Origin of the sequence: Streptomyces sp. NPDC048825 (assembly GCF_043198355.1) — a bacterium.
Taxonomy (GTDB): Bacteria; Actinomycetota; Actinomycetes; order Streptomycetales; family Streptomycetaceae; genus Streptomyces; species Streptomyces xiangluensis.
Map to the genome: position 1 here is coordinate 289,875 of NZ_JBICUR010000009.1, position 18,091 is coordinate 307,965.

16 protein-coding genes are annotated in these 18,091 nt (G+C 70.4%); 8 read left to right on the top strand and 8 right to left on the bottom strand.

Annotation, left to right across the window (positions count from 1 at the left end):
• The first annotated feature begins 69 nt into the window (after positions 1-69).
• Positions 70-1,686, top strand: coding sequence for an MDR family MFS transporter (locus tag ACGFNK_RS23290; protein ID WP_393418716.1), 1,617 nt, complete (start codon positions 70-72; stop codon positions 1,684-1,686).
• A 61-nt stretch (positions 1,687-1,747) separates the two neighbouring features.
• Here ACGFNK_RS23290 and ACGFNK_RS23295 read toward each other — a convergent pair whose 3' ends face one another.
• The 4 genes from ACGFNK_RS23295 to ACGFNK_RS23310 all read right to left on the bottom strand — a co-directional run bounded on the left by ACGFNK_RS23295 (position 1,748) and on the right by ACGFNK_RS23310 (position 6,281).
• Entirely contained in the window at positions 1,748-3,097 is a 1,350-nt protein-coding gene (locus ACGFNK_RS23295; RefSeq protein WP_393418718.1) for an FAD-binding oxidoreductase, read from the bottom strand.
• Positions 3,098-3,994: 897 nt separating this feature from the next.
• Positions 3,995-4,702 carry a B3/4 domain-containing protein gene (locus ACGFNK_RS23300; RefSeq protein ID WP_393418720.1) on the bottom strand — a complete coding sequence of 236 codons (708 nt, stop codon included), beginning with the start codon at positions 4,700-4,702 and terminating at the stop codon, positions 3,995-3,997.
• Positions 4,703-4,751: 49 nt separating this feature from the next.
• Positions 4,752-5,399, bottom strand: a complete 648-nt coding sequence (locus ACGFNK_RS23305; RefSeq protein WP_393418722.1) for an FMN-binding negative transcriptional regulator — start codon at positions 5,397-5,399, stop codon at positions 4,752-4,754.
• Between the two features lie 45 nt (positions 5,400-5,444).
• Positions 5,445-6,281 carry an EamA family transporter gene (locus ACGFNK_RS23310; RefSeq protein WP_393418724.1) on the bottom strand — a complete coding sequence of 279 codons (837 nt, stop codon included), beginning with the start codon at positions 6,279-6,281 and terminating at the stop codon, positions 5,445-5,447.
• Positions 6,282-6,397: 116 nt separating this feature from the next.
• Between ACGFNK_RS23310 and ACGFNK_RS23315 the strand changes: the two genes are divergently transcribed.
• Positions 6,398-6,982 (top strand): helix-turn-helix domain-containing protein, encoded by a 585-nt coding sequence (locus tag ACGFNK_RS23315; protein WP_393418726.1) that lies wholly within the window; start codon positions 6,398-6,400, stop codon positions 6,980-6,982.
• A 231-nt stretch (positions 6,983-7,213) separates the two neighbouring features.
• Positions 7,214-8,374 (top strand): FAD-dependent oxidoreductase, encoded by a 1,161-nt coding sequence (locus tag ACGFNK_RS23320; RefSeq protein ID WP_393418868.1) that lies wholly within the window; start codon positions 7,214-7,216, stop codon positions 8,372-8,374.
• A gap of 77 nt (positions 8,375-8,451) precedes the next feature.
• On the opposite strand, the gene ACGFNK_RS23325 is transcribed toward ACGFNK_RS23320, so the two are convergent.
• Positions 8,452-9,498: a LacI family DNA-binding transcriptional regulator gene (locus ACGFNK_RS23325; protein ID WP_393418728.1), complete on the bottom strand. Its 1,047-nt coding sequence runs from the start codon at positions 9,496-9,498 to the stop codon at positions 8,452-8,454.
• A 107-nt stretch (positions 9,499-9,605) separates the two neighbouring features.
• Here ACGFNK_RS23325 and ACGFNK_RS23330 point away from each other — a divergent pair, with 107 nt between their 5' ends.
• The 5 genes from ACGFNK_RS23330 to ACGFNK_RS23350 all read left to right on the top strand — a co-directional run bounded on the left by ACGFNK_RS23330 (position 9,606) and on the right by ACGFNK_RS23350 (position 15,157).
• Entirely contained in the window at positions 9,606-10,763 is a 1,158-nt protein-coding gene (locus ACGFNK_RS23330) for a phytanoyl-CoA dioxygenase family protein (protein ID WP_393418730.1), read from the top strand.
• A gap of 15 nt (positions 10,764-10,778) precedes the next feature.
• The gene (locus ACGFNK_RS23335) at positions 10,779-11,555 is read left to right on the top strand and encodes an SDR family oxidoreductase (protein ID WP_393418732.1); all 777 of its coding nucleotides are present in this window, start codon (positions 10,779-10,781) and stop codon (positions 11,553-11,555) included.
• A gap of 97 nt (positions 11,556-11,652) precedes the next feature.
• Positions 11,653-12,657, top strand: coding sequence for a Gfo/Idh/MocA family oxidoreductase (locus tag ACGFNK_RS23340; RefSeq protein ID WP_393418734.1), 1,005 nt, complete (start codon positions 11,653-11,655; stop codon positions 12,655-12,657).
• Between the two features lie 143 nt (positions 12,658-12,800).
• The gene (locus ACGFNK_RS23345) at positions 12,801-14,138 is read left to right on the top strand and encodes a protoporphyrinogen/coproporphyrinogen oxidase (protein ID WP_393418736.1); all 1,338 of its coding nucleotides are present in this window, start codon (positions 12,801-12,803) and stop codon (positions 14,136-14,138) included.
• The gene (locus ACGFNK_RS23350) at positions 14,135-15,157 is read left to right on the top strand and encodes a Gfo/Idh/MocA family protein (RefSeq protein WP_393418738.1); all 1,023 of its coding nucleotides are present in this window, start codon (positions 14,135-14,137) and stop codon (positions 15,155-15,157) included. Before ACGFNK_RS23345 ends, ACGFNK_RS23350 begins: the two co-directional genes overlap by 4 nt.
• A gap of 75 nt (positions 15,158-15,232) precedes the next feature.
• Here ACGFNK_RS23350 and ACGFNK_RS23355 read toward each other — a convergent pair whose 3' ends face one another.
• Genes ACGFNK_RS23355 through ACGFNK_RS23365 form a run of 3 tightly spaced genes read right to left on the bottom strand, consistent with a single transcriptional unit; the run spans position 15,233 to position 18,085 of the window.
• Entirely contained in the window at positions 15,233-16,258 is a 1,026-nt protein-coding gene (locus tag ACGFNK_RS23355) for a Gfo/Idh/MocA family protein (RefSeq protein ID WP_393418740.1), read from the bottom strand.
• A 16-nt stretch (positions 16,259-16,274) separates the two neighbouring features.
• Positions 16,275-17,177: a sugar phosphate isomerase/epimerase family protein gene (locus ACGFNK_RS23360; protein WP_393418742.1), complete on the bottom strand. Its 903-nt coding sequence runs from the start codon at positions 17,175-17,177 to the stop codon at positions 16,275-16,277.
• Positions 17,174-18,085, bottom strand: coding sequence for an ATP-binding cassette domain-containing protein (locus tag ACGFNK_RS23365; protein ID WP_393418744.1), 912 nt, complete (start codon positions 18,083-18,085; stop codon positions 17,174-17,176). The genes ACGFNK_RS23360 and ACGFNK_RS23365 overlap by 4 nt, the downstream gene beginning before the upstream one ends.
• Positions 18,086-18,091 lie beyond the last annotated feature (6 nt).

Here is an 18,091-nt window from a genome sequence, read left to right on the forward strand (position 1 = left end):
GGCCGACATACGCATGCCCGGACCGCTACGTGCTCCCTTGCCCTCACTCATCCATCTCAGGAGCCCCCCTTGAGCGACTCGACCCCGGCCGTGGAGGCGGAGGAACACAACTCCTCCGGCACTCCTCGCCACTTCGGCCTCGTATTCGCCGCTCTCATGGCAGCGATGCTGCTGTCGTCCCTGGACCAGACGATCGTCAGCACCGCGCTGCCGACCATCGTCGGCGAGCTGCACGGCGTGAACCACATGGCATGGGTGACCACCGCGTACATCCTCGCGGCCACCATCGCGATGCCCGTCTACGGCCGCCTCGGCGACCTGATCGGCCATAAGTCCCTGTTCCTGGGCGGCATCGGCGTCTTCCTCGTCGGTTCCGTGGTGGCGGGTGCGGCGCAGGACATGACCTGGCTGATCATCGGCCGGGCCGTGCAGGGGCTGGGCGGTGGCGGACTGATGATCACCTCGCAGGCGATCATCGCCGACCTCGTGCCACCGCGGCAGCGCGCGAGATACATGGCCCCGATCGGTGCGGTCTTCGGCCTCTCCGCCGTCGCCGGACCGCTGCTCGGAGGCTGGTTCACCGACAGCATCGGCTGGCGCTGGTCCTTCTGGATCAACCTGCCGGTCGGCGTCCTGGCCCTCGCCGTCGGCGCGTTCGCCCTGCGCCTGCCGCGCAGAGCCGCCGAGGTCGCCTTCGACTACCTCGGCTTCGCCCTCATGGCGTCCGCGGTGACCTGCACGGTGCTCGTGACCACCTGGGGCGGCACGGAATACTCCTGGTCCGATCCGCTCATCATCGGCATGGCCGTCGGCGGCCTGCTGGCCTGGGTGGTCTTCTTCTTCTCCCAGAGCCGTGCCACGGAGCCGATCATTCCGCTGTGGCTGTTCCGCAGCCGGATCTTCAACATCGCCACCCTGATCGGACTCCTGGTCGTCGGCATCGGCATGTTCGCGATCCTCGGCTACCTGCCCACGTACCTGCAGATGGTCTACGGCCTCAGCGCCACCGAGTCCGGGCTGCTGCTCATCCCCATGGTCGTCGGCATGATGGCCACCTCCCTCCCGTCAGGAAGGCTGATGAGCAGCACCGGCCGCTACAAGATCTTCCCGATCGCCGGCACAGTCCTCGTCTGCCTCGCCGCGCTGCTGATGTCCACCCTGGACACCGAGACCTCGCTCGTACTGGTCTGCGTCTACGTGTTCCTGCTGGGCGCCGGTCTCGGCATGACGATGCAGCCCCTGGTCCTGGCCGTGCAGAACGACTTCCCCGGCTCCGACGTGGGCACCGCGACCTCCGCCAACAACTTCTTCCGCGAGATCGGCTCCACCCTCGGCACCGCGGCCGTCGGCTCACTGTTCACCCACCGCCTCATCGACCAGCTCGGCGACCGCCTCTCCGCCGACGCCACCAGGACCGTAGGCGACACCCAGTCGCTCACCCCGGCCCTGGTCCACTCCCTCCCGGACAAGATCCAGGACGCGGTGATCCTGGCCTACCAGCACGCCCTGACACCGGTCTTCGGCTACCTGGTCCCGGTGTTCGCCCTCGGTCTCGTACTCGCCTTCCTGCTCCCGGAGAAGAAACTCGCCGACGACACGGACCCCGGCCCCGACACGACATCGGCCGCCCAGCCCGGTGAGACAGGGCAAAACAACGCTGAAGCGCCGGCGCCGACAGGGCGCTGAGCCGCATGCGTCAGTCATAGGAATACCTGGAACACGGCAGAGGGGAGTGGCAGACGGTGTCTCAACCGAGCAGGAACGACACGAAGCGGCGGTCCGGATCCCAATGGTCGCGGAGGGGCTCGAGACGGGACAGTGCGTCGGCGGAGAAATAGGCGTCCGGACCCAAGCCGCGGGACGCCATGGAGTCGGCGCTCATCTGGCTTCCCATGGCCACCGGTTCCAGCCGCCGGGCATGGTCGGTGGCCCACGCCTGCATGTCCGTGTCCCGGCTCGGATCGTCCCAGACCGTGACCAGCTCGACCATGGTGTCCCCGAGCAGGGAGAAAGCCATGTCCGGCAGTTCCGGGCTGCCGGCCAGGTTCAGCCAGTTGACGTGCGACCGGGGGGTGGGGAGCGAGGTGAGAGCCGCGTCGAGGACCGGCACCAGGGCGGATGCCGACGCGTTCGACATGATGTTGTCGTGGGCGTACCGGAGACCGGCCGGGTACAGGTCATCCACGCCCGTGAGGTCCTGCATGCTCCCGACCGCGGCGGGGTCAATGTGCCAGATCGCCTTCTCCCGAAGGGGCGCGTTCGTGAAGGGCGCGAGCGCCTCGTCGGCCTCGCGCTCGGAGTCGGCGAAGGCAAACAGACCCAGCAACATCGTCGGTCCATCCGGGGAACGGGCCACGTGCTGGGTGATGCAGAGGGATGGATCCACGATCGGTGACATCTCGTGACGGATCCCGTGCAGCCAGCCGAAGAGCTCACCACGCGCCGCGAGGGGGTAGTTGTGCGCGGTGGCTTTGATCACGGCCGGCCTTGACTGCAGCTCCAGGTGGAAGGCGGTCACGACGCCGAAGAACCCGGGGCCCGCCCCTCGGGCCGCCCAGTAGAGATCGCTGTTCTGCGACTCATCGGCCCGGACCACTTCGCCGTCCGCCGTGACCACATCCACGGCCCGGACCAGGACACACCCGGGCCCGTAGGCACGCCAGTTCCATCCCAGACCCCCGCCCAGAAGAAATCCCCCCACCGCCACCGTCGAGCAGTGGCCGTGGGGAAAGAACAGTTCAAGCGGGTCCAGCGCCGTATCGAGGTCCTGACCGAGGACTCCGGGTCCGACGACCGCGGTCCCGGCCTGAGGATCGATGTCCATGCTCGCAAGGCGTGACACGTCGATCAGGAGCGCGCCCTCTCGCAAACCGGCGGCTGAGGTGCTGTGCCCGCCCGCGCGCACGGAGACCTGAAGCCCCCGCTCCTTGGCCAGCCGAACGGCCACCGCGACATCGTCGGTGTCCTCGGCCAGCACGATTCCGGCCGGGCGTCGTGCGGGCTTACGGCCGTTCCATACAGCATGGCGACGGGCCTGCTCGTAGCCCTCGTCACCGGACCACAACAGCTTCCGCTCCAGCTTTCTCTCAAGTGGCACGGCTCTTCCTTTCGATGTGACATATGCCGGGCGCTCAGGCACTGGCGGAGGTGATCGTGGGCAGCCGAATCGGGTCAGGTGAGCGCCTCACCCGGCGTCACGGCCAAAGCTTCGACAGCACGGCGCGGTGGCGAGGACCGAGGGTGCCCGGTGGCGAGGTTGCGCTCGTAGTCGAGTCGGTCGACCCGGTTCACCGGCCGAAACTCACCAGCACGCGAACGCCGGCCAGGATCGCGGCGTCGCCGAGCGCGATATCACTGGGGCTGATCCAGTAGCGCACGGCTCCGTCCCGCGCCGGCCGTGCGGCGGGTAGGGGCGGTGCGACTCTTCGGGCTCGCCCCGGCGGTCGTGTCTTCGCTGGACATGGCGTCCTCCCTGTCCGTGCGGCGGCTCGGCGCGGACCGGCTGCGGAGGGCCGGTCCGGGCGCAATGTTGCGTGGCCCCGGCGCGGGGAGGAACAGCTTCTTTCGTTGATTGAAAACGGCGTCCGGCGCAGCCTGGGGCAGCCGGCACCCGGACCGGCTCGCAGCGCCTCCCGCCATCTCACGGCGGCTTCGCGCCCATGAGGAGTCGGTGTGCCGGTCGGCTGCCCTGGCGCTACGACGCAGCCCTCGAACGCCGCCCCGCCGACCCCGTACGGACTGAACTGAAGGCGATGGAGAAGGCGGCCGACCAGATCAGGAAGCAGGAGGCCAAGGGTAAGCGCGACCGTGAGCGCGCCGAGGGCGAGCACACTCCGCGGGACGCGCGGCGATCGGCGTGCGTCCCCGGACCGCACCGGCCCCGCGGGGACGTGGCCGGCGCGGGGAACGACCCGGCCGGGGGCCCCGACCCCCAGGGAGACCGCGGCCGGGTCTCTTCACGCCGACGGCATCGAGATCACAGGTGATGGCGGCGTCAGGCGCCGGCCTGGGGGTGTGCCGGGCTGAGGAAGTGCACGGCGGTCTGTTCGGCGTGAGAGGCGAGCAGGCCCTGGAGTTCCTCAGCCGCGACCTTGAGGAGGTCGCCGTCGCGGGTGGCGTGGAGGGTTTCGAGGACGAAGGCGACGTGTGTGGAGTCCTCGGTGACGCGGGTGCGGTGGGCGTCGCGGTGGTTCCAGTGGCGGGTCAGGACGCCGGTGGTGTCCGCGTAGATGATCTCGCCGGGCTTGGGGTTCTCGACGGTGTCCGGTTCGCCGAGCGGGGTGAAGGACTCGGTGCCGTCCGCGTACCGGATGTCTACGTCGCCGGTGACGTGGTCCACGTCGAAGGCGCCGGCGGGCAGCCCGTGCCGGACGGAGATGGCGTTGTAGGAGTCGACCGCCGGGTTGATGCGCGGCAGCGTGCCCTTCTTGGCGAGGCGGCGGCCGAGCGCGTCGACGCTGGGGCGGATGCGGCGGGGGTTGGTGCCGAAGGAGCGGTAGGCGGTGTGCCAGGCCTCGATGCGGGGGTCGGTCTCGTCGGCGGGGTGCCAGGGGCCGTCGGCGAGTTGCTGCTCCAGGTCCTCCAGGGCTGCGGTGGTGTGGGGCCAGGGTTCATGGCCGCGCAGGCCGGTGGCGGTGACCAGGGCGATGAGCGTGTCGGGGAAGGCGTCCGCGACGGCGGGGGTGATGCGGAAGGCGGGCATGGGCGGGGTTTCCGTTTCCTGGGTCCGGGCGTGGGCGGTCGGGGCGGGGTCAGGGCTTCCAGGGGCCGATGCGGTCCAGGCGGCGGCGCTGCTGGTGTGCGGTGGGCACGTCGAGGCCCTGGCCGCGTGCGCTGAGGCGGTCGGCGACGGCGGTGCGGTGCTCGACGGACTTGTGGTCGTCGTACTTGAACTTGGCCTGAATGTCGCTGACTTCGAGGCGCAGGCCACGAATGCCGGGCAGCATCCGGCCGTAGGGCGGCCGGCCGACGGCGACGGGGGCGTGGTCACCGCCGGGCTGGAAGTGGGCGAGCTGGCGGCGCAGCAGCTCGGCCTTGGCCTCGGGGTCGTCGACGATATGGGCGCGGCAGGTGAACTGGACGGCTGTGTAGTAGCTGGTGGGGACGCCGTCGGCGGGCGGAGTGTTGCCTTGGGCGCGCCAGGGGCCGGGGACGAAGGCGTAGTCACCGAAGACGGTGAAGAGGACGTTCGGGTCGCGCTCGATCGCCTTCCAGACCGGGTTGGGCCGGGCGAGGTGGACCAGGAGATGGTCGCCGTCGCTCGTGAAGTGGGTGGGCACGGCGACGGGCGGGTGGCCGGGCAGGCCGTTGACGTTGAGCTGTCCGAAGTCGTGGCCTTCGGCGATCCAGGCTTGCCATTCGGCTTCGTCCAGGCCGGCGTCCCAGGGCTGGATGAACATGCTGGTCTCCATGCGTGGTAGGTGCTGTGGCGGGCTGCGGGCTTCTCAGGTGAGCGCGAGGAGGCTGACGGCGACGGCGGCGGTGCCCAGGCCGACGAGCTGGCCGCGGTGGATGCGCTCGGCGAGCACGCCGCGGGCGAGCAGGACCGTGCCGGCCGGGTACAGGGCGACGATCACTGCTACGACGGCGAGGTCCCCGCTGCGGGCGGCGAGCAGGAACAGCAGGTTCGCCACGGAGTCCAGCGCACCCGCGGCTGCGGACATCGCGTACGCGGGCCGCTCCGAGCCCAGCCTGCGGTACATCACCCCTGCCGCGGCCAGGGTGATCGCCGAGGAAACGGCCCGGCCCACGATCAGTGGCGCCACCCCGCTGTCGGACGGCGCCTGGTGCAGGAAGATCAGCTGGAGGGCGATGGCGGCGCCCGCGCCGAAGGCCAGCAGCAGCGCCGTACGGGAGGGGCGCGCCGACCCGGCGCCGTGTCCGGCGCTGACCAGGACGACCGCCAACAGCGCGAGCGGCAGACCCACCAGCCCGGCGACTGCCAGGTGCTCGCCCTGCAACAGACCGACACCGACGGGCAGCGCGGCGGACACCAGCGCGGTCACGGGCGACAGGACGTTCATCGGGCCGATCGCCAGCGTGCGGTAGAGCAGGACGAACGCGGCGGCGGAGGCGACCCCGGACGCGGCACCCCAGCCAAGGGCGCCGGCGCTGAACGAGGCGCCGAGCACCGGCCACAGCAACAACTCGACGACGAAAGAGGCCGGGGCCGCGATCATCACAGTACGCAGCACATGAGCCTTACGGGCGCCGAGGCCGCCGAGGAAGTCGGCGCATCCATAGGCGAGTGAGCTGCCCAGGGCCAGCAGCAGAGCGATCACAGCACGTCCCTTACTATTCATTCGAACGACCGCACCGTACAATGTAACGACCGGTCTGTGCCAACCGAACGACCGCGCGGTGCATTGAAGTGGTCGATGGCGAGGGTGGAGATCAGATGGCCGAGACAGCCGCAGCCCTGCGGACGGTCGCGCACAACGTCCGGGCGGCCCGCACTCGGGCGGGCCTGTCCCTGGAGGAACTCAGCCGACGCTCCCAGGTCAGCAAGGGAGCCCTGGTGGCCCTGGAGAAGGCCCAGGGCAATCCCAACCTGGCCACCCTGGTCCGGCTGGCCGACACCCTCGGCATCTCGGTGTCCGACCTGATGCAGGGACGGCCCGAAGGCCGCGTCCGCGTCGTGGCCGCCGACACTGTGGCGCCGCTGTGGACCGGAGAACGGGGGAGTGAGGCCCGGCTGATGCTGACGACCTCAGGCCCGGCCCCTGTCGAGGTCTGGCGCTGGCGACTGGAACCGGGCGAGGAATACCCCAGCCACCCCCACCAGGCCGGCGTCGTGGAAACCGTCAGTGTCACCTCCGGCCGGATGACCCTGATCGTCGACGGCACCGAGCACACCGTGGAAGCCGGACAGACCGCCACGTTCGACGCCGACGCCCCTCACACCTACCGCGGCTCCGGCACCGAAGCCTGCAGTCTGATCATGACGGTCCACCTGCCCCCCGGTCCCGCTTCCACGACCTGACCCAACCCACCGTGGCTGATCGATCGACACCGCACGCCCGAGGCCCGCGGCGTGATCTTATGGATCAAACCCTGATCCCCCGGAGTCAACAGGCCGCTGGGAGGCCGTAGTTGGGCGAGACGTCCCGGGCCTGGCCCACCACGCGCCCGGGAACCCCACGGACTCGCCCGAACCTCCCCCGCATTACATGCGCACCTCACCCCAGCCATACACGGAGGAGCCGAATACATGGTGACCCGCATACTCGTCATCGGCGGCGGGATCGCCGGCACGACGACGGCCCTGGCCCTGCACAAGGCCGGCTTCGACGTCTCCGTGTACGAGGCCCACCCGGACTCGGCCGAGGACATCGGCGCCTTCCTCGCGCTCGCGAGCAACGGCATGCGAGCCCTCGCGCAGATCGACGCCTCCGCCGCGGTCACCGCGGCCGGTTTCCCGCTGACCTCGATGCGCCTTCTCGACGGCGCGGGCGCCGAAGTCGCGCAGAGGCCGCTCGGCGAGGCCGACAACCCCGTCCTGCGGTACCGGTGCCTTCGTCGCGGTGATCTCAACGCCGCCCTGCAGGCCGAGGCCACCCACCGGGGCATCAGCATCCGGCACGGCGCCTCGCTGGCGTCCGTCCAGGACGGCCCCGACCGCGTCACGGCACACTTCGCCGACGGCAGCACCGCGACCGGCGACCTGCTCATCGGCGCCGACGGCCTGAACTCCACCGTCCGCCGGACGATCGCCCCTGCCTCACAACCGCGCCACGCGGGCGAGTACGTGTTCTACGGCTACACCACCAGCTCCACTCCGGCCGACGACGCCGACGACGGGCGCATCACCGTGGTGCGCGGAAGTGCGGCCTCCTTCGGCCACGCGGTGTCGCCCGGCGGGCAGACGTACTGGTTCGCGCGCGTGGCCGGAGAACCCCTGTCCGCCGACGAGATCGCACACGGCACGCCTGCCCAATGGCGCGAACTGCTGCTGCCGCTGCTGCGCGAAGACGCCACCCCGGCCGCCGACATCGTCGCCGCCTCCACCGACGACATCCTGGTCACCAACGCCACCGAGATACCGCCCGGAGCGCCCTGGCACTCGGGACGGACGCTGGTCATCGGCGACGCCGCCCACGCGGCCTCCCCGGCAACCGGGCAAGGGGCATCGATGGCGATGGAGGACGCCGTCATCCTCGCCAAAGCCCTGCGCGACACCCCCGACACCGACACCGCGCTGTCCGTCTATGAGACGCTCCGCCGCCCGCGCGTGGAACACAACACCACCGTCAGCGGAAACATCTCCCGGGGCGTCCCCACACCGTCCCGCACCGGTCAAGCGCCGGCGCGGCCCGGGGATGAGGAACTGGCGCGGCTGCTCGAGTGGAACTCCACCATCGGAATCAATGTCTGAGACGACCGCTGCCGGCATCCGTGCCTTCGATACGTCGGAGGCTGGACCTTCTCCACATGTGCAACTCCAGAGTTGCACTACGAGTCTGCGACCCCCGCCGACTCCGGCGGCATGTTGTACGGCGTGACGACCTGGATCGGGGACGGCAGTACGGGTGCCGTATCGGCGGGCAGCGCGCCATGGGCCCGCATGATGACCCGGCAGGCCCGCCGCATGTCCTGACGCAGGTCGTGGTGGAGTACGGCGGACAACCGCCCCGCCCGCAGCAGCCCCGCGTTGTCGTGGTCCAGGTCGTGGGCGATGAAGACCTCGCACGGCCGGTTCAAGGCGTCGAAGGCGTCGAGCGTGGCGACGTTTCCACCACCGATCGAGTAGACGGCCTTGATGCCGGGGTCGTCCCGGAGCGCGGCCAGCACCAGGTCGTACTGGGTGGCGTCCAGACCGTCGCTGTCCGTGACCTCGACCAGGCGCCGTACGGGATGACGGGCGCGTATCGCGGCGCGGAAACCCATCTCGCGTTCCTCCTCGCCCCGGAAGAAACCCCGGCTGACGGTGGTCAGGACGTGCCCCGGCCGGTCGCCCAGCCACTGGCCCAGGAGGTACGCGGCGGTGGCACCCGCCGCCCGGTTGTCGATGCCGACGTAGGCGAGCCGCGTGCTCGCGGGCAGATCGGTCACCAGGGTCACGACCGGGATGCCCGCCGCCTCGAGCCGGCCGACCGCGGCGGTGACCTCGGGGACGTCCGGGGCCTTCAGGATCACGCCCTGCGAACCGCGCCGGGCGATCCGGTCCAGGGTTTCGACCAGTTCCCCGACCGGGCCGGTCTCGCGGAACCGGAAACGGGAGCGCAGCACGGCCGGGTGCAGAGACGGCAGCTCGGCCTCCAGGGCGGCGCGTACGGCGGTGGTGAAGCGCTCCGGTGCCTGCATCACTATGTCGATCATGAAGGTACGGCCGACGAGCCGGACCTGGGTGCGCTGCCGGTCCAGGTCGGCTATCGCCCGGTGCACCTCCTGCGCGGTGCTCTCCCGCACGCCGCCCCGGCCGTTGAGGACCCGGTCGACCGTGGCCTCGCTCAGGCCCGCCTGACGTGCGATCTCACGGACGGGAAAGGGGTGGCCCATGCGCCGGCTCCTTGAGGGGTTTTTGATGGGTTCCTGCTGGTTGTTCGAGGGGTTTGTACTGACAAGAATGACAGCGCTCCACTGCTCCATGACCCGAAGGGACGACGATGACCGTCACCTCCGTACACCCCCGTCCCTGGCTGTCCGAGCAGGACTGCGACCTGGACTCCTTCCGTGCGCTCGTCGAGCAGGACACCGACCCCACCGACTACCCGCAGGCCTCCGCCATCGTGCGGAACGTGCCGGTCTACGACGCCGACCAGGTCGAGGCCGACCGCGAGTTCCAGGCCGAGCTGGTGCACGCGCTCGCCGAGGGCCCGGGCATCGTGGTCTTCCGGGGCGCCTTTGCGGACCCGGAGGTCGTCGACCGGGCCACCGCCGTCTTCGACGCCCTGATCGCCGAGCAGCATGCCGCGGGCGCGACCGCGGGTGACCACTTCGCCAAGCCGGGCGCCAACGACCGGGTGTGGAACGCGCTGGAGAAGGCGGCCCTGTACGACGCGGAGGCGTTCGCCGACTACTACGCCAACGATGTCCTCGCCCTGGTGTCATCGGCCTGGCTCGGCCCCGGCTACCAGGTCACCTCCCAGATCAACGTGGTCAACCCGGGCGGCGCCGCCCAGACCGCGCACCGCGACTACCACCTCGGCTTCCTCTCCAACGAGACCGCGGCCGCCTACCCGGCGCACGTCCACCGCCTCTCACCCGTACTGACCCTCCAGGGCGCGGTTGCCCACTGCGACATGCCCGTCGAGTCGGGCCCGACGATGTACCTGCCGCATTCACAGAAGTACGAGCCCGGCTACCTGGCCTGGCGACTGCCGGAATTCCGGGCCTACTTCGAGGCACGTCACGTCCAGCTCCCCCTCGCCAAGGGCGACGCGGTCTTCTTCAACCCCGCCCTCTTCCACGCCGCCGGGCACAACCGTTCGGCGGACGTCCGCCGCATGGCCAACCTCCTCCAGGTCTCCTCCGCCTTCGGCCGGGCGATGGAGACGGTTGACCGCGAGGCCGTGGCGAACGCCGTCTACCCGGTCCTGCTGAAGCGCAAGGCCGAGGGCGTACGCCAGGAGTGGCTGGAAACGGTGATCGCGGCCTGCGCCGAGGGCTACCCCTTCCCGACGAACCTGGACTCCGACCCGCCCGTCGACGGACTGGCCCCGCCCTCCCAGGCGGACCTCGTCCGGCGCGCCCTCGGAGAGGACTGGGCCCCGGAACACCTGCGGAACGCACTGCGGGCCGCCACCGAACGCCGCGAGAGCTGAGGAACGAGAGAGCACATGGGACTTCTTGAGGACAAGGTCGTCCTCGTCAACGGCGGCAGCCAGGGCGTCGGCGCGGCCGTCGCCCGGGCCGCCGCCCGCGAGGGCGCGACCGTTGCGGTCACGGGGCGCCGCCCCGAACCCGGCGAGGCACTGGTCACGGAACTGACCGAGGCCGGGACCAAGGCCATGTACGTACGGGCCGACCTCGCCGACGCGCAGCAGGCGCGGGGGAGCGTGGCCCGGGTGACCGAGGCGTACGGCCGGATCGACTGCCTGGTCAACTCCGCCGGGCTCACCTCCCGCGGAACGCTGCTCGACACGACGCCCGAGCTGTTCGACGAGCACATAGCGATCAACCTCAAGGGTCCGTTCTTCGCCATGCAGGCCGCCGTCGCCGACATGGTGGCCCGCAAGGCGCCCGGCACGATCGTCAACATCATCACCTCGTCCGAGCACGGCGGGCAGCCCTTCCTCGCCCCGTACGTCGCGGCCAAGGCCGGACTCGCAGGGCTGACGCGCAACGCCGCGCACGCCCACCGCTGGGACCGGATCCGGATCAACGGCCTGAACATCGGCTGGACCGCGACCGAGGGCGAGGACGCCACCCAGCGCACCTTCCACGGCGCGGGCGACGACTGGCGCGAACAGGCCGCGGAGAAACTGCCGATGGGCAAGCTCGGCCAGCCCGACGAGATCGCCGACTTCGTGGTCCTGCTGCTCTCCGACCGCAGCGGTGTCGTCACCGGCTCGGTCATCGACTGGGACCAGAACGTCCTCGGCGGACTCGACTGACCCTCAACCCGACTACGACGCCCACTTCATCCGCACGACTCAGAAGCGATCAGAAGCAGTACGTACGACGCACAAGGAAACAAGGAGCCCCTGAACCATGCGTATCGGCATCCTCGGCCTCGGCCGCATCGGCGCGTTCCATGCCGAGACCCTCTCCCGGCTCGACGTGGTCGAGTCCCTCGTCGTCGCGGACCCGTTCGCGGATGCCGTCACGGCGGCCGTCGAGCGCTTCGGCGCCGAAGCAGTCGGCTCGCCGGAGGCGGTGCTGGCCGCCGGCGTGGACGGTGTGGTGATCGCCGCCGCGACCGATGCCCATCCCGGACTGATCCGGGCCGCCGTCGAGGCGGGGGTGCCGGTCTTCTGCGAGAAGCCCGTCGCCCGCGCGATGAAGGAGGGCGTCGAAGTGCTGCACGCGGTGCGGGACAGCGGCGTCGAGATCCAGATCGGCTACAACCGGCGCTTCGACGCCGGGTTCGTGGCCGCCCGTGCCGCCGTCCAGAGCGGCGAACTCGGCCCGCTGCACACCGTACGGTCCACCACCCTGGACCCGGCGCCGCCGCCGGCCACGTACATCGCCGCCTCCGGAGGCATCTTCCGCGACTGCTCCGTGCACGACTTCGACATCATCCGCTGGGTGACCGGCCGCGAGGTGACCGAGGTGTACGCCGTCGGCGGCAACCGGGGCGCCGAATACATCAAGGAGGCGGGCGACGCCGACACCACCGGCGCGATCCTCACCCTCGACGACGGGACGATCGCGGTGGTGTCCAACTCCCGCCACAACGCCCGGGGTTACGACGTCCGCATGGAGATCCACGGCTTCCAGGACTCCATCGCGGTCGGCCTGGAGGACAAGCTTCCGCTGCGCTCCGTGGAGCCCGGCGTCACTTTCCCGGCCCAGGCGCCGCACGACTTCTTCATGGACCGCTTCACCGAGGCCTACCGGGCCGAACTCGACGCGTTCACCGAGGTCGTCGCCGGTCGGCGGACCTCGCCGTGCACGGTCGCCGACGCGCTGGAGGCAGGCTGGATCGCCGAGGCCTGCACGCTGTCACTGCACGAGCACCGGCCGGTGACGATCGCCGAGGTCCGCGCCGGCTGAGACCTCTCCTGTGTCCCGGGTGCCTCGGGCGCCCGGGACACCCATGTGTGAACACCGCACCTCCGGGGGCCGTTTACGGCCATGTGACCTCTCCATACGAACATGAGAGCCGTTCACGTCCGACCGATCGAGGAGCGACGACCATGCAGGAGTTACCCGACACCGCCGGCCCCCGGAGCGTGGTCGTCATCGGCGGGGGACCGAGCGGTCTGGCGGCCGCCCGTGAACTGGAGCGTGCCGGGCACCGGGTGACCGTCCTGGAGGAGCAGGACACGGTGGCCGGGAAGTGCCAGAGCGTTCACGTCGACGGCCGGGCCTACGACCTCGGCGGCCACATATGCACCAGCCAGTACGCGCGGGTCGCGGAGTTGGTGACCGAGCTGGACGTGGAGACGGAACGCACCACCCGCTACCGGGTCATCGGCGGTCTCGACGTCGCCGCACGCGCCCCGGGCCGCCAGTCCATGGCGTTCCTGCTCGACGGCGCCCTCCCGCGCTACCAGGCGCTGCGCGAGCGGGAGTTCCCGCGCATCGCCGAACCCGGGCTCGCCCATTCCGCGCGGGCGCTGGCCGCCCCCGTCACCGAGTGGCTTGCCCAGCACGGCCTTCAGTCCATGGCCGAGTCGTTCGGCACCGGATACACGGCGGCCGGATACGGCTATCTCGACGACGACGTGCCCGCGCTGTACTTCGTGAAGTACGCGGAGATGACCGGGTTGTTGTCCTCCCACAGACCCGAACTGCTCGGACACGCAGGCGATTTCACCGTCGTGGGCGGATTCGCCACGCTGTGGCGCCGGGTCGCCGACGAGCTGAAGGACGTACGGTGCGCCGTGCGCGTGGAGTCGGTCGAGCGGCACGCGGGCGGAGTGCGGGTCGGTACCGACTCCGGCCCGGTGGAGGCGGACGACCTGGTGCTCGCCGTCGCCCTGGACCGGATCCTGCCGGTCCTGGACGCCACCGAGGAGGAGCGCGACCTCGCCGCGCGGATCCGCTGCAACGCCTACCACACCACCCTCGCCTCCGCGTCCGGCCTGCCGGAGAACGCCTTCTACTTCCTCGACCGCCACACCGCGACCCGCGAGGCGAGGGGACACTGCGTCTCGTACCACCACCGTTACCCGGGCAGCGATGTGCGCACCTTCTACTCCTACGGCCGCCCCGAGGACGTCCCCGCGCTGCTGCGGGACGACGTCGCGGCACTCGGCGGGCGGCTGGAGGAGATACATCTGCAGCGCCAGTGGGCGTTCATGCCGCACTTCGGCAGCGACGACCTCGCCGACGGCGCCCTGGACCGCCTCGACGCGCTGCAGGGCCGCGCCCGCACCTACTATGCCGGCGGTCTGCCCGCCTTCGAGCTGGCCGAGTGCGCCGTGGCCCACGCCCAGGACCTCGCCCGCCGGCACTTCCCGCCTGTGGACGGTTCAGCGACAGTGCAGGAAGATCGCCCTGTCACGATCGAGGAGGAACAGCAGGCATGAGCGAACCGGGCCGGGAACCACTGCGCATCGGCGTACTCGGGGCAGCACGGATCACCGAACGCGCGCTCGTCGACCCGGCCCGGGCCGGCGGCCACCGCCTGGTCGCGGTGGCCGCACGGGACCGCGGCCGGGCGGAGACCTTCGCCGCACAGCACGGCGTGGAGCGGGTGCACGACTCGTACGGCGACCTGCTCGCCGACCCCGAGGTCGAGGTCGTCTACAACCCGCTCGCCAACGGTCTGCACGGGCCGTGGAACCTCGCCGCCCTCGCCGCGGGCAAGCATGTCCTGACCGAGAAACCGTCGGCGAGCAACGCCGAGGAGGCAGCCGAGGTACGGGAGGCGGCCGCGAAGGCCGGAGCCGGCTTCATGGAGGGCTTCCACTACCTCTTCCACCCGGTCACCCGGCGCCTGCACGAGCTGCTGGCCGGCGGTGAACTCGGGGAGCTGCGACGGGTGGAGACCCTTGTCGCGATTCCCGCCCCGGACGACGCCGACCCGCGCTGGTCGCTGCCGCTCGCCGGCGGTGCCGTGATGGACCTTGGCTGCTACAGCTTGCACGCCGTGCGGATGCTGGCGCCGTGGGCGGGGGGTGCACCCCGGCTGGTGTCCGCGCGGGGTGGGGAACGGGCGGGCGCGCCCGGGGTCGACGAGTGGATCGACGCCGAGCTGGAGTTCCCCGGCGGCGCCACCGGGGCGGCCCGCTGCCACATGGCGTACGGCGAGCTGGAGATGAGCTGCCGGATCGTCGGCAGCCGGGGTGAGGCTCTCGCACCCAACTTCGTGCTGCCGCACCAGGACGACCGGGTCGTGGTGCGCACGGAGGAGGGCGAGCGGGTGGAGCGCCTCGGCACCAGGTCGTCGTACACGTACCAGCTGGACGCCTTCGCCGCGCACGTCCGCGGCGGAGCGGCGCTCCCGCTGGACGCGGACGACGCGCTGGCGACGATGACGCTGATCGACGAGTGCTACACGGCGGCGGGCTTCCGCCCGCGACCGCGTACGGCCCTCTTGTCCTGACGCCATGTCAAGCGGCAGGCGCGGGCCGGGGATTCGCTCCCTGGCCCGCGCCTGATGGTCTGGTATTACGCCCTGTCAGCTCCGGTACAACTCAGGGCGGTCGATCAGCTCCACCTCTCTCCGGCCGCCCTCGGTCAGTGCCGTCACGCCCGTCTCGCAGACCGCGGCGGCCGCGTAGCCGTCCCACACGCTCGGGCCGGTGACCTCGCCGCGGAGGGTGGCGTCCACCCACGCCTGCACTTCACGGTCGTACGCGCTCTCGAAGCGCGCCACGAAGTCCGGAGCGATCGAACCGCCCCACTGCCCGGCCGAGTTGACGAGCATCCCGTGGGCGTCACCGATCCGTGCGGTGCCGTTCTCGCAGACCGCCTCCGCCTGAACCTGGTAACCGAACCGGCAGTTGACGCTCATCTCGACGTCGACGACGGCGCCGCCGTCGGTCTCGAAGATGACGAACTGCGGGTCCTGGAGGCCTTCGGGCGCGTTGGACGACGGCCTGGGCTTCATCACCGTGACCGCGGTGATCTCCTGGTCCAGCAGCCACCTGGTGATGTCCATCTCATGCACGACGGCGTCGTTGATGAGCATCTCGCTGGTGAAGCCGGGGACCGGGAGGGTCGCGTTGCGGTGCCGGTTGTGCAGCATCAGTGGCCGTCCCAGCCGACCGCTGTCCAGCAACTCCTTGAGCTGCATGTACTCGGCGTCGTACCGGCGCATGAACCCGACCTGCACCCGCCGGTGGCCCAGCTTCTGCTCCGCCTCCATGACCCGCAGCGCGGAGGCAGCGTCCGGCGTGAGCGGCTTCTCGCACAGGACGGGCAGGTCGTGCGCGAAGGCCATGAGCAGCGCCGCCTCGTGGGCGGGGCCGGGGGAGGCGATCAGCACCGCGTCCACGTCGTCCGCCGCCATGGCGGCGGCGGGGTCGGTGTACGCGGTGCAGCCGTCGATGCCGTCGGCGAGCCGCTTGGCCCGTTCGGTGTCGATGTCCACGACCGCCACCACCCGCGCACCGCTCGTCACCTCGTTGATACGACGCACATGGTCGGCCCCCATCGTGCCGGTGCCGACGACGGCCACGCCGAGCGTGCCGCGCTGGGTCATGGACTGGTGTCCCCTCTCAGGCGCCGCAGGAGCGGAGGAACTTCCGGGTGCGCGTGGCGATGGGCAGCGGCTTGTCCGGCTCGCACGGGTACATGTCCTGCTCGACGATCGCGAACAGCTCGACGCCGAGGTTCTGCGCGGCGACCAGCACCGGCTCCAGCTCCGGTACGCCGGACGGCGGTTCGCACATCACTCCGCGCTGGACGGCGGGCCCGAACGGGACCTCGTTCTTGACGACGTCGGCGAGGATCTCCGGGTCGACCTGCTTGAGGTGGAGGTAGCCGATGCGCTCGCCGTACGTCTCGATCAGCTTGACGTTGTCGCCTCCGCAGTAGGCGTAGTGGCCGGTGTCCAGGCAGAGGCTGACCAGAGCGCTGTCGGTGGAGTCGAGGAAGCGCTCGACGTGTTCCTCGGTGTCGATATGGGTGTCCGCGTGCGGGTGTACGACGATGTCGAGACCGAAGCGCTCCTTCACCTCATGCCCGAGCCGCTCCATGCCCTTGGTGAGATTCGCCCACTGACGGACGGTCAGCTCGGGCGGCTCGATCAGCTCGGCGGTCTTGTCGTCCCGCCAGAACGACGGGATGACCACCAGGTGCCCCGCGCCCATGGCCCGGGTCAGTTCGGCGACCTGGCTGACGTGCTCCCAGGTGGAGTCCCAGACGTCGGGGCCGCGGTGCAGCGCGGTGAAGACCGTGCCGGCCGACACCTTGAGGTCGCGCTTGTTCACCTCGTCGGTGAGCCTGACCGGGTCGGACGGCAGATAGCCGTACGGGCCGAGCTCGATCCAGGAGTAACCGGCTTCGGAGACCTCGTCCAGGAAGCGTTCCCAGGGCACCTGGAGGGGATCGTCGGGGAACCACACGCCCCATGAGTCGGGAGCCGAACCGACGCGGATGCGGTCAAGGGCGTTGGTCACGATGCGGTCCCTTCGGACGTCACTACGGGGGCTTTGAGGTCCTGCTCCTCGGGGAGCTCTTCCACATCGACGCCGCGGACTTCCGCCAACTCGTGCTTGAGCGCGGCCAGTTCGGCACCGCCCGCCATGTGGTTGGTGAGCTCTTCCAGGCTGACCTGGCTGCGGTCGGCGGACAGCTCCATGGTGCCCAGGCGCAGCACGCTGAAGTTGTCGCCCACCATGTAGGCGTGGTGCGGGTTGTGGGTGATGAAGATGACGCCGAGTCCGCGGTCGCGGGCGGCGGCGATGTACTTCAGCACGACGCCGGACTGCTTGACGCCGAGCGCGGCGGTCGGCTCGTCCAGGATGAGGACGCGGGCGCCGAAGTAGACGGCGCGGGCGATGGCCACGGACTGGCGCTGGCCGCCTGAGAGCGTGCCGATGGGCTGGTCGAGGTCGTCCAGGACGATGCCCATGGCGCGCAGTTCCTCGTCCGCGGTCTTCTTCATCCGCGCGATGTCGAGCCGGCGGATCGGCCAGGGGCCGCTGGTCATCTCGGAGCCGAGGAAGAAGTTCCGCCACACCGGCATCAGCGGGACGACGGCGAGGTCCTGGTACACGGTGGCGATACCGCGGTCCAGTGCCTCGCGCGGGGTGCTGAAGCGCACCGCTTCGCCGTCGACGAGGAACTCGCCCTCGGTGTGCTGGTGCAGCCCGGAGATGATTTTGATCAGCGTGGACTTCCCGGCGCCGTTGTCGCCGAGGACGCAGGTCACCCTGCCGGGGTGCACGGAGAGGGTCACACCGTGCATGGCGCGGATGTTGCCGTAGGATTTGCCCGCGCCGCGCAGTTCGACGATCGGCTTCTCGTCCTTGGGGGCGGCGTCTTTGACGAGGGCCCCGTTGGCCGTGGATCCGTTGCTTGTCATGGGATC

Bases quoted from the DNA above. Each gene is read 5' to 3' on its own strand.
- ACGFNK_RS23335 (WP_393418732.1), top strand. From the start codon at position 10,779: ATGGGACTTCTTGAGGACAAGGTCGTCCTCGTCAACGGCGGCAGCCAG.
- ACGFNK_RS23365 (WP_393418744.1), bottom strand. From the start codon at position 18,085: ATGACAAGCAACGGATCCACGGCCAACGGGGCCCTCGTCAAAGACGCC.
- ACGFNK_RS23340 (WP_393418734.1), top strand. From the start codon at position 11,653: ATGCGTATCGGCATCCTCGGCCTCGGCCGCATCGGCGCGTTCCATGCC.
- ACGFNK_RS23330 (WP_393418730.1), top strand. From the start codon at position 9,606: ATGACCGTCACCTCCGTACACCCCCGTCCCTGGCTGTCCGAGCAGGAC.
- ACGFNK_RS23350 (WP_393418738.1), top strand. From the start codon at position 14,135: ATGAGCGAACCGGGCCGGGAACCACTGCGCATCGGCGTACTCGGGGCA.
- ACGFNK_RS23355 (WP_393418740.1), bottom strand. From the start codon at position 16,258: ATGACCCAGCGCGGCACGCTCGGCGTGGCCGTCGTCGGCACCGGCACG.
- ACGFNK_RS23315 (WP_393418726.1), top strand. From the start codon at position 6,398: ATGGCCGAGACAGCCGCAGCCCTGCGGACGGTCGCGCACAACGTCCGG.
- ACGFNK_RS23325 (WP_393418728.1), bottom strand. From the start codon at position 9,498: ATGGGCCACCCCTTTCCCGTCCGTGAGATCGCACGTCAGGCGGGCCTG.
- ACGFNK_RS23345 (WP_393418736.1), top strand. From the start codon at position 12,801: ATGCAGGAGTTACCCGACACCGCCGGCCCCCGGAGCGTGGTCGTCATC.
- ACGFNK_RS23305 (WP_393418722.1), bottom strand. From the start codon at position 5,399: ATGTTCATCCAGCCCTGGGACGCCGGCCTGGACGAAGCCGAATGGCAA.
- ACGFNK_RS23300 (WP_393418720.1), bottom strand. From the start codon at position 4,702: ATGCCCGCCTTCCGCATCACCCCCGCCGTCGCGGACGCCTTCCCCGAC.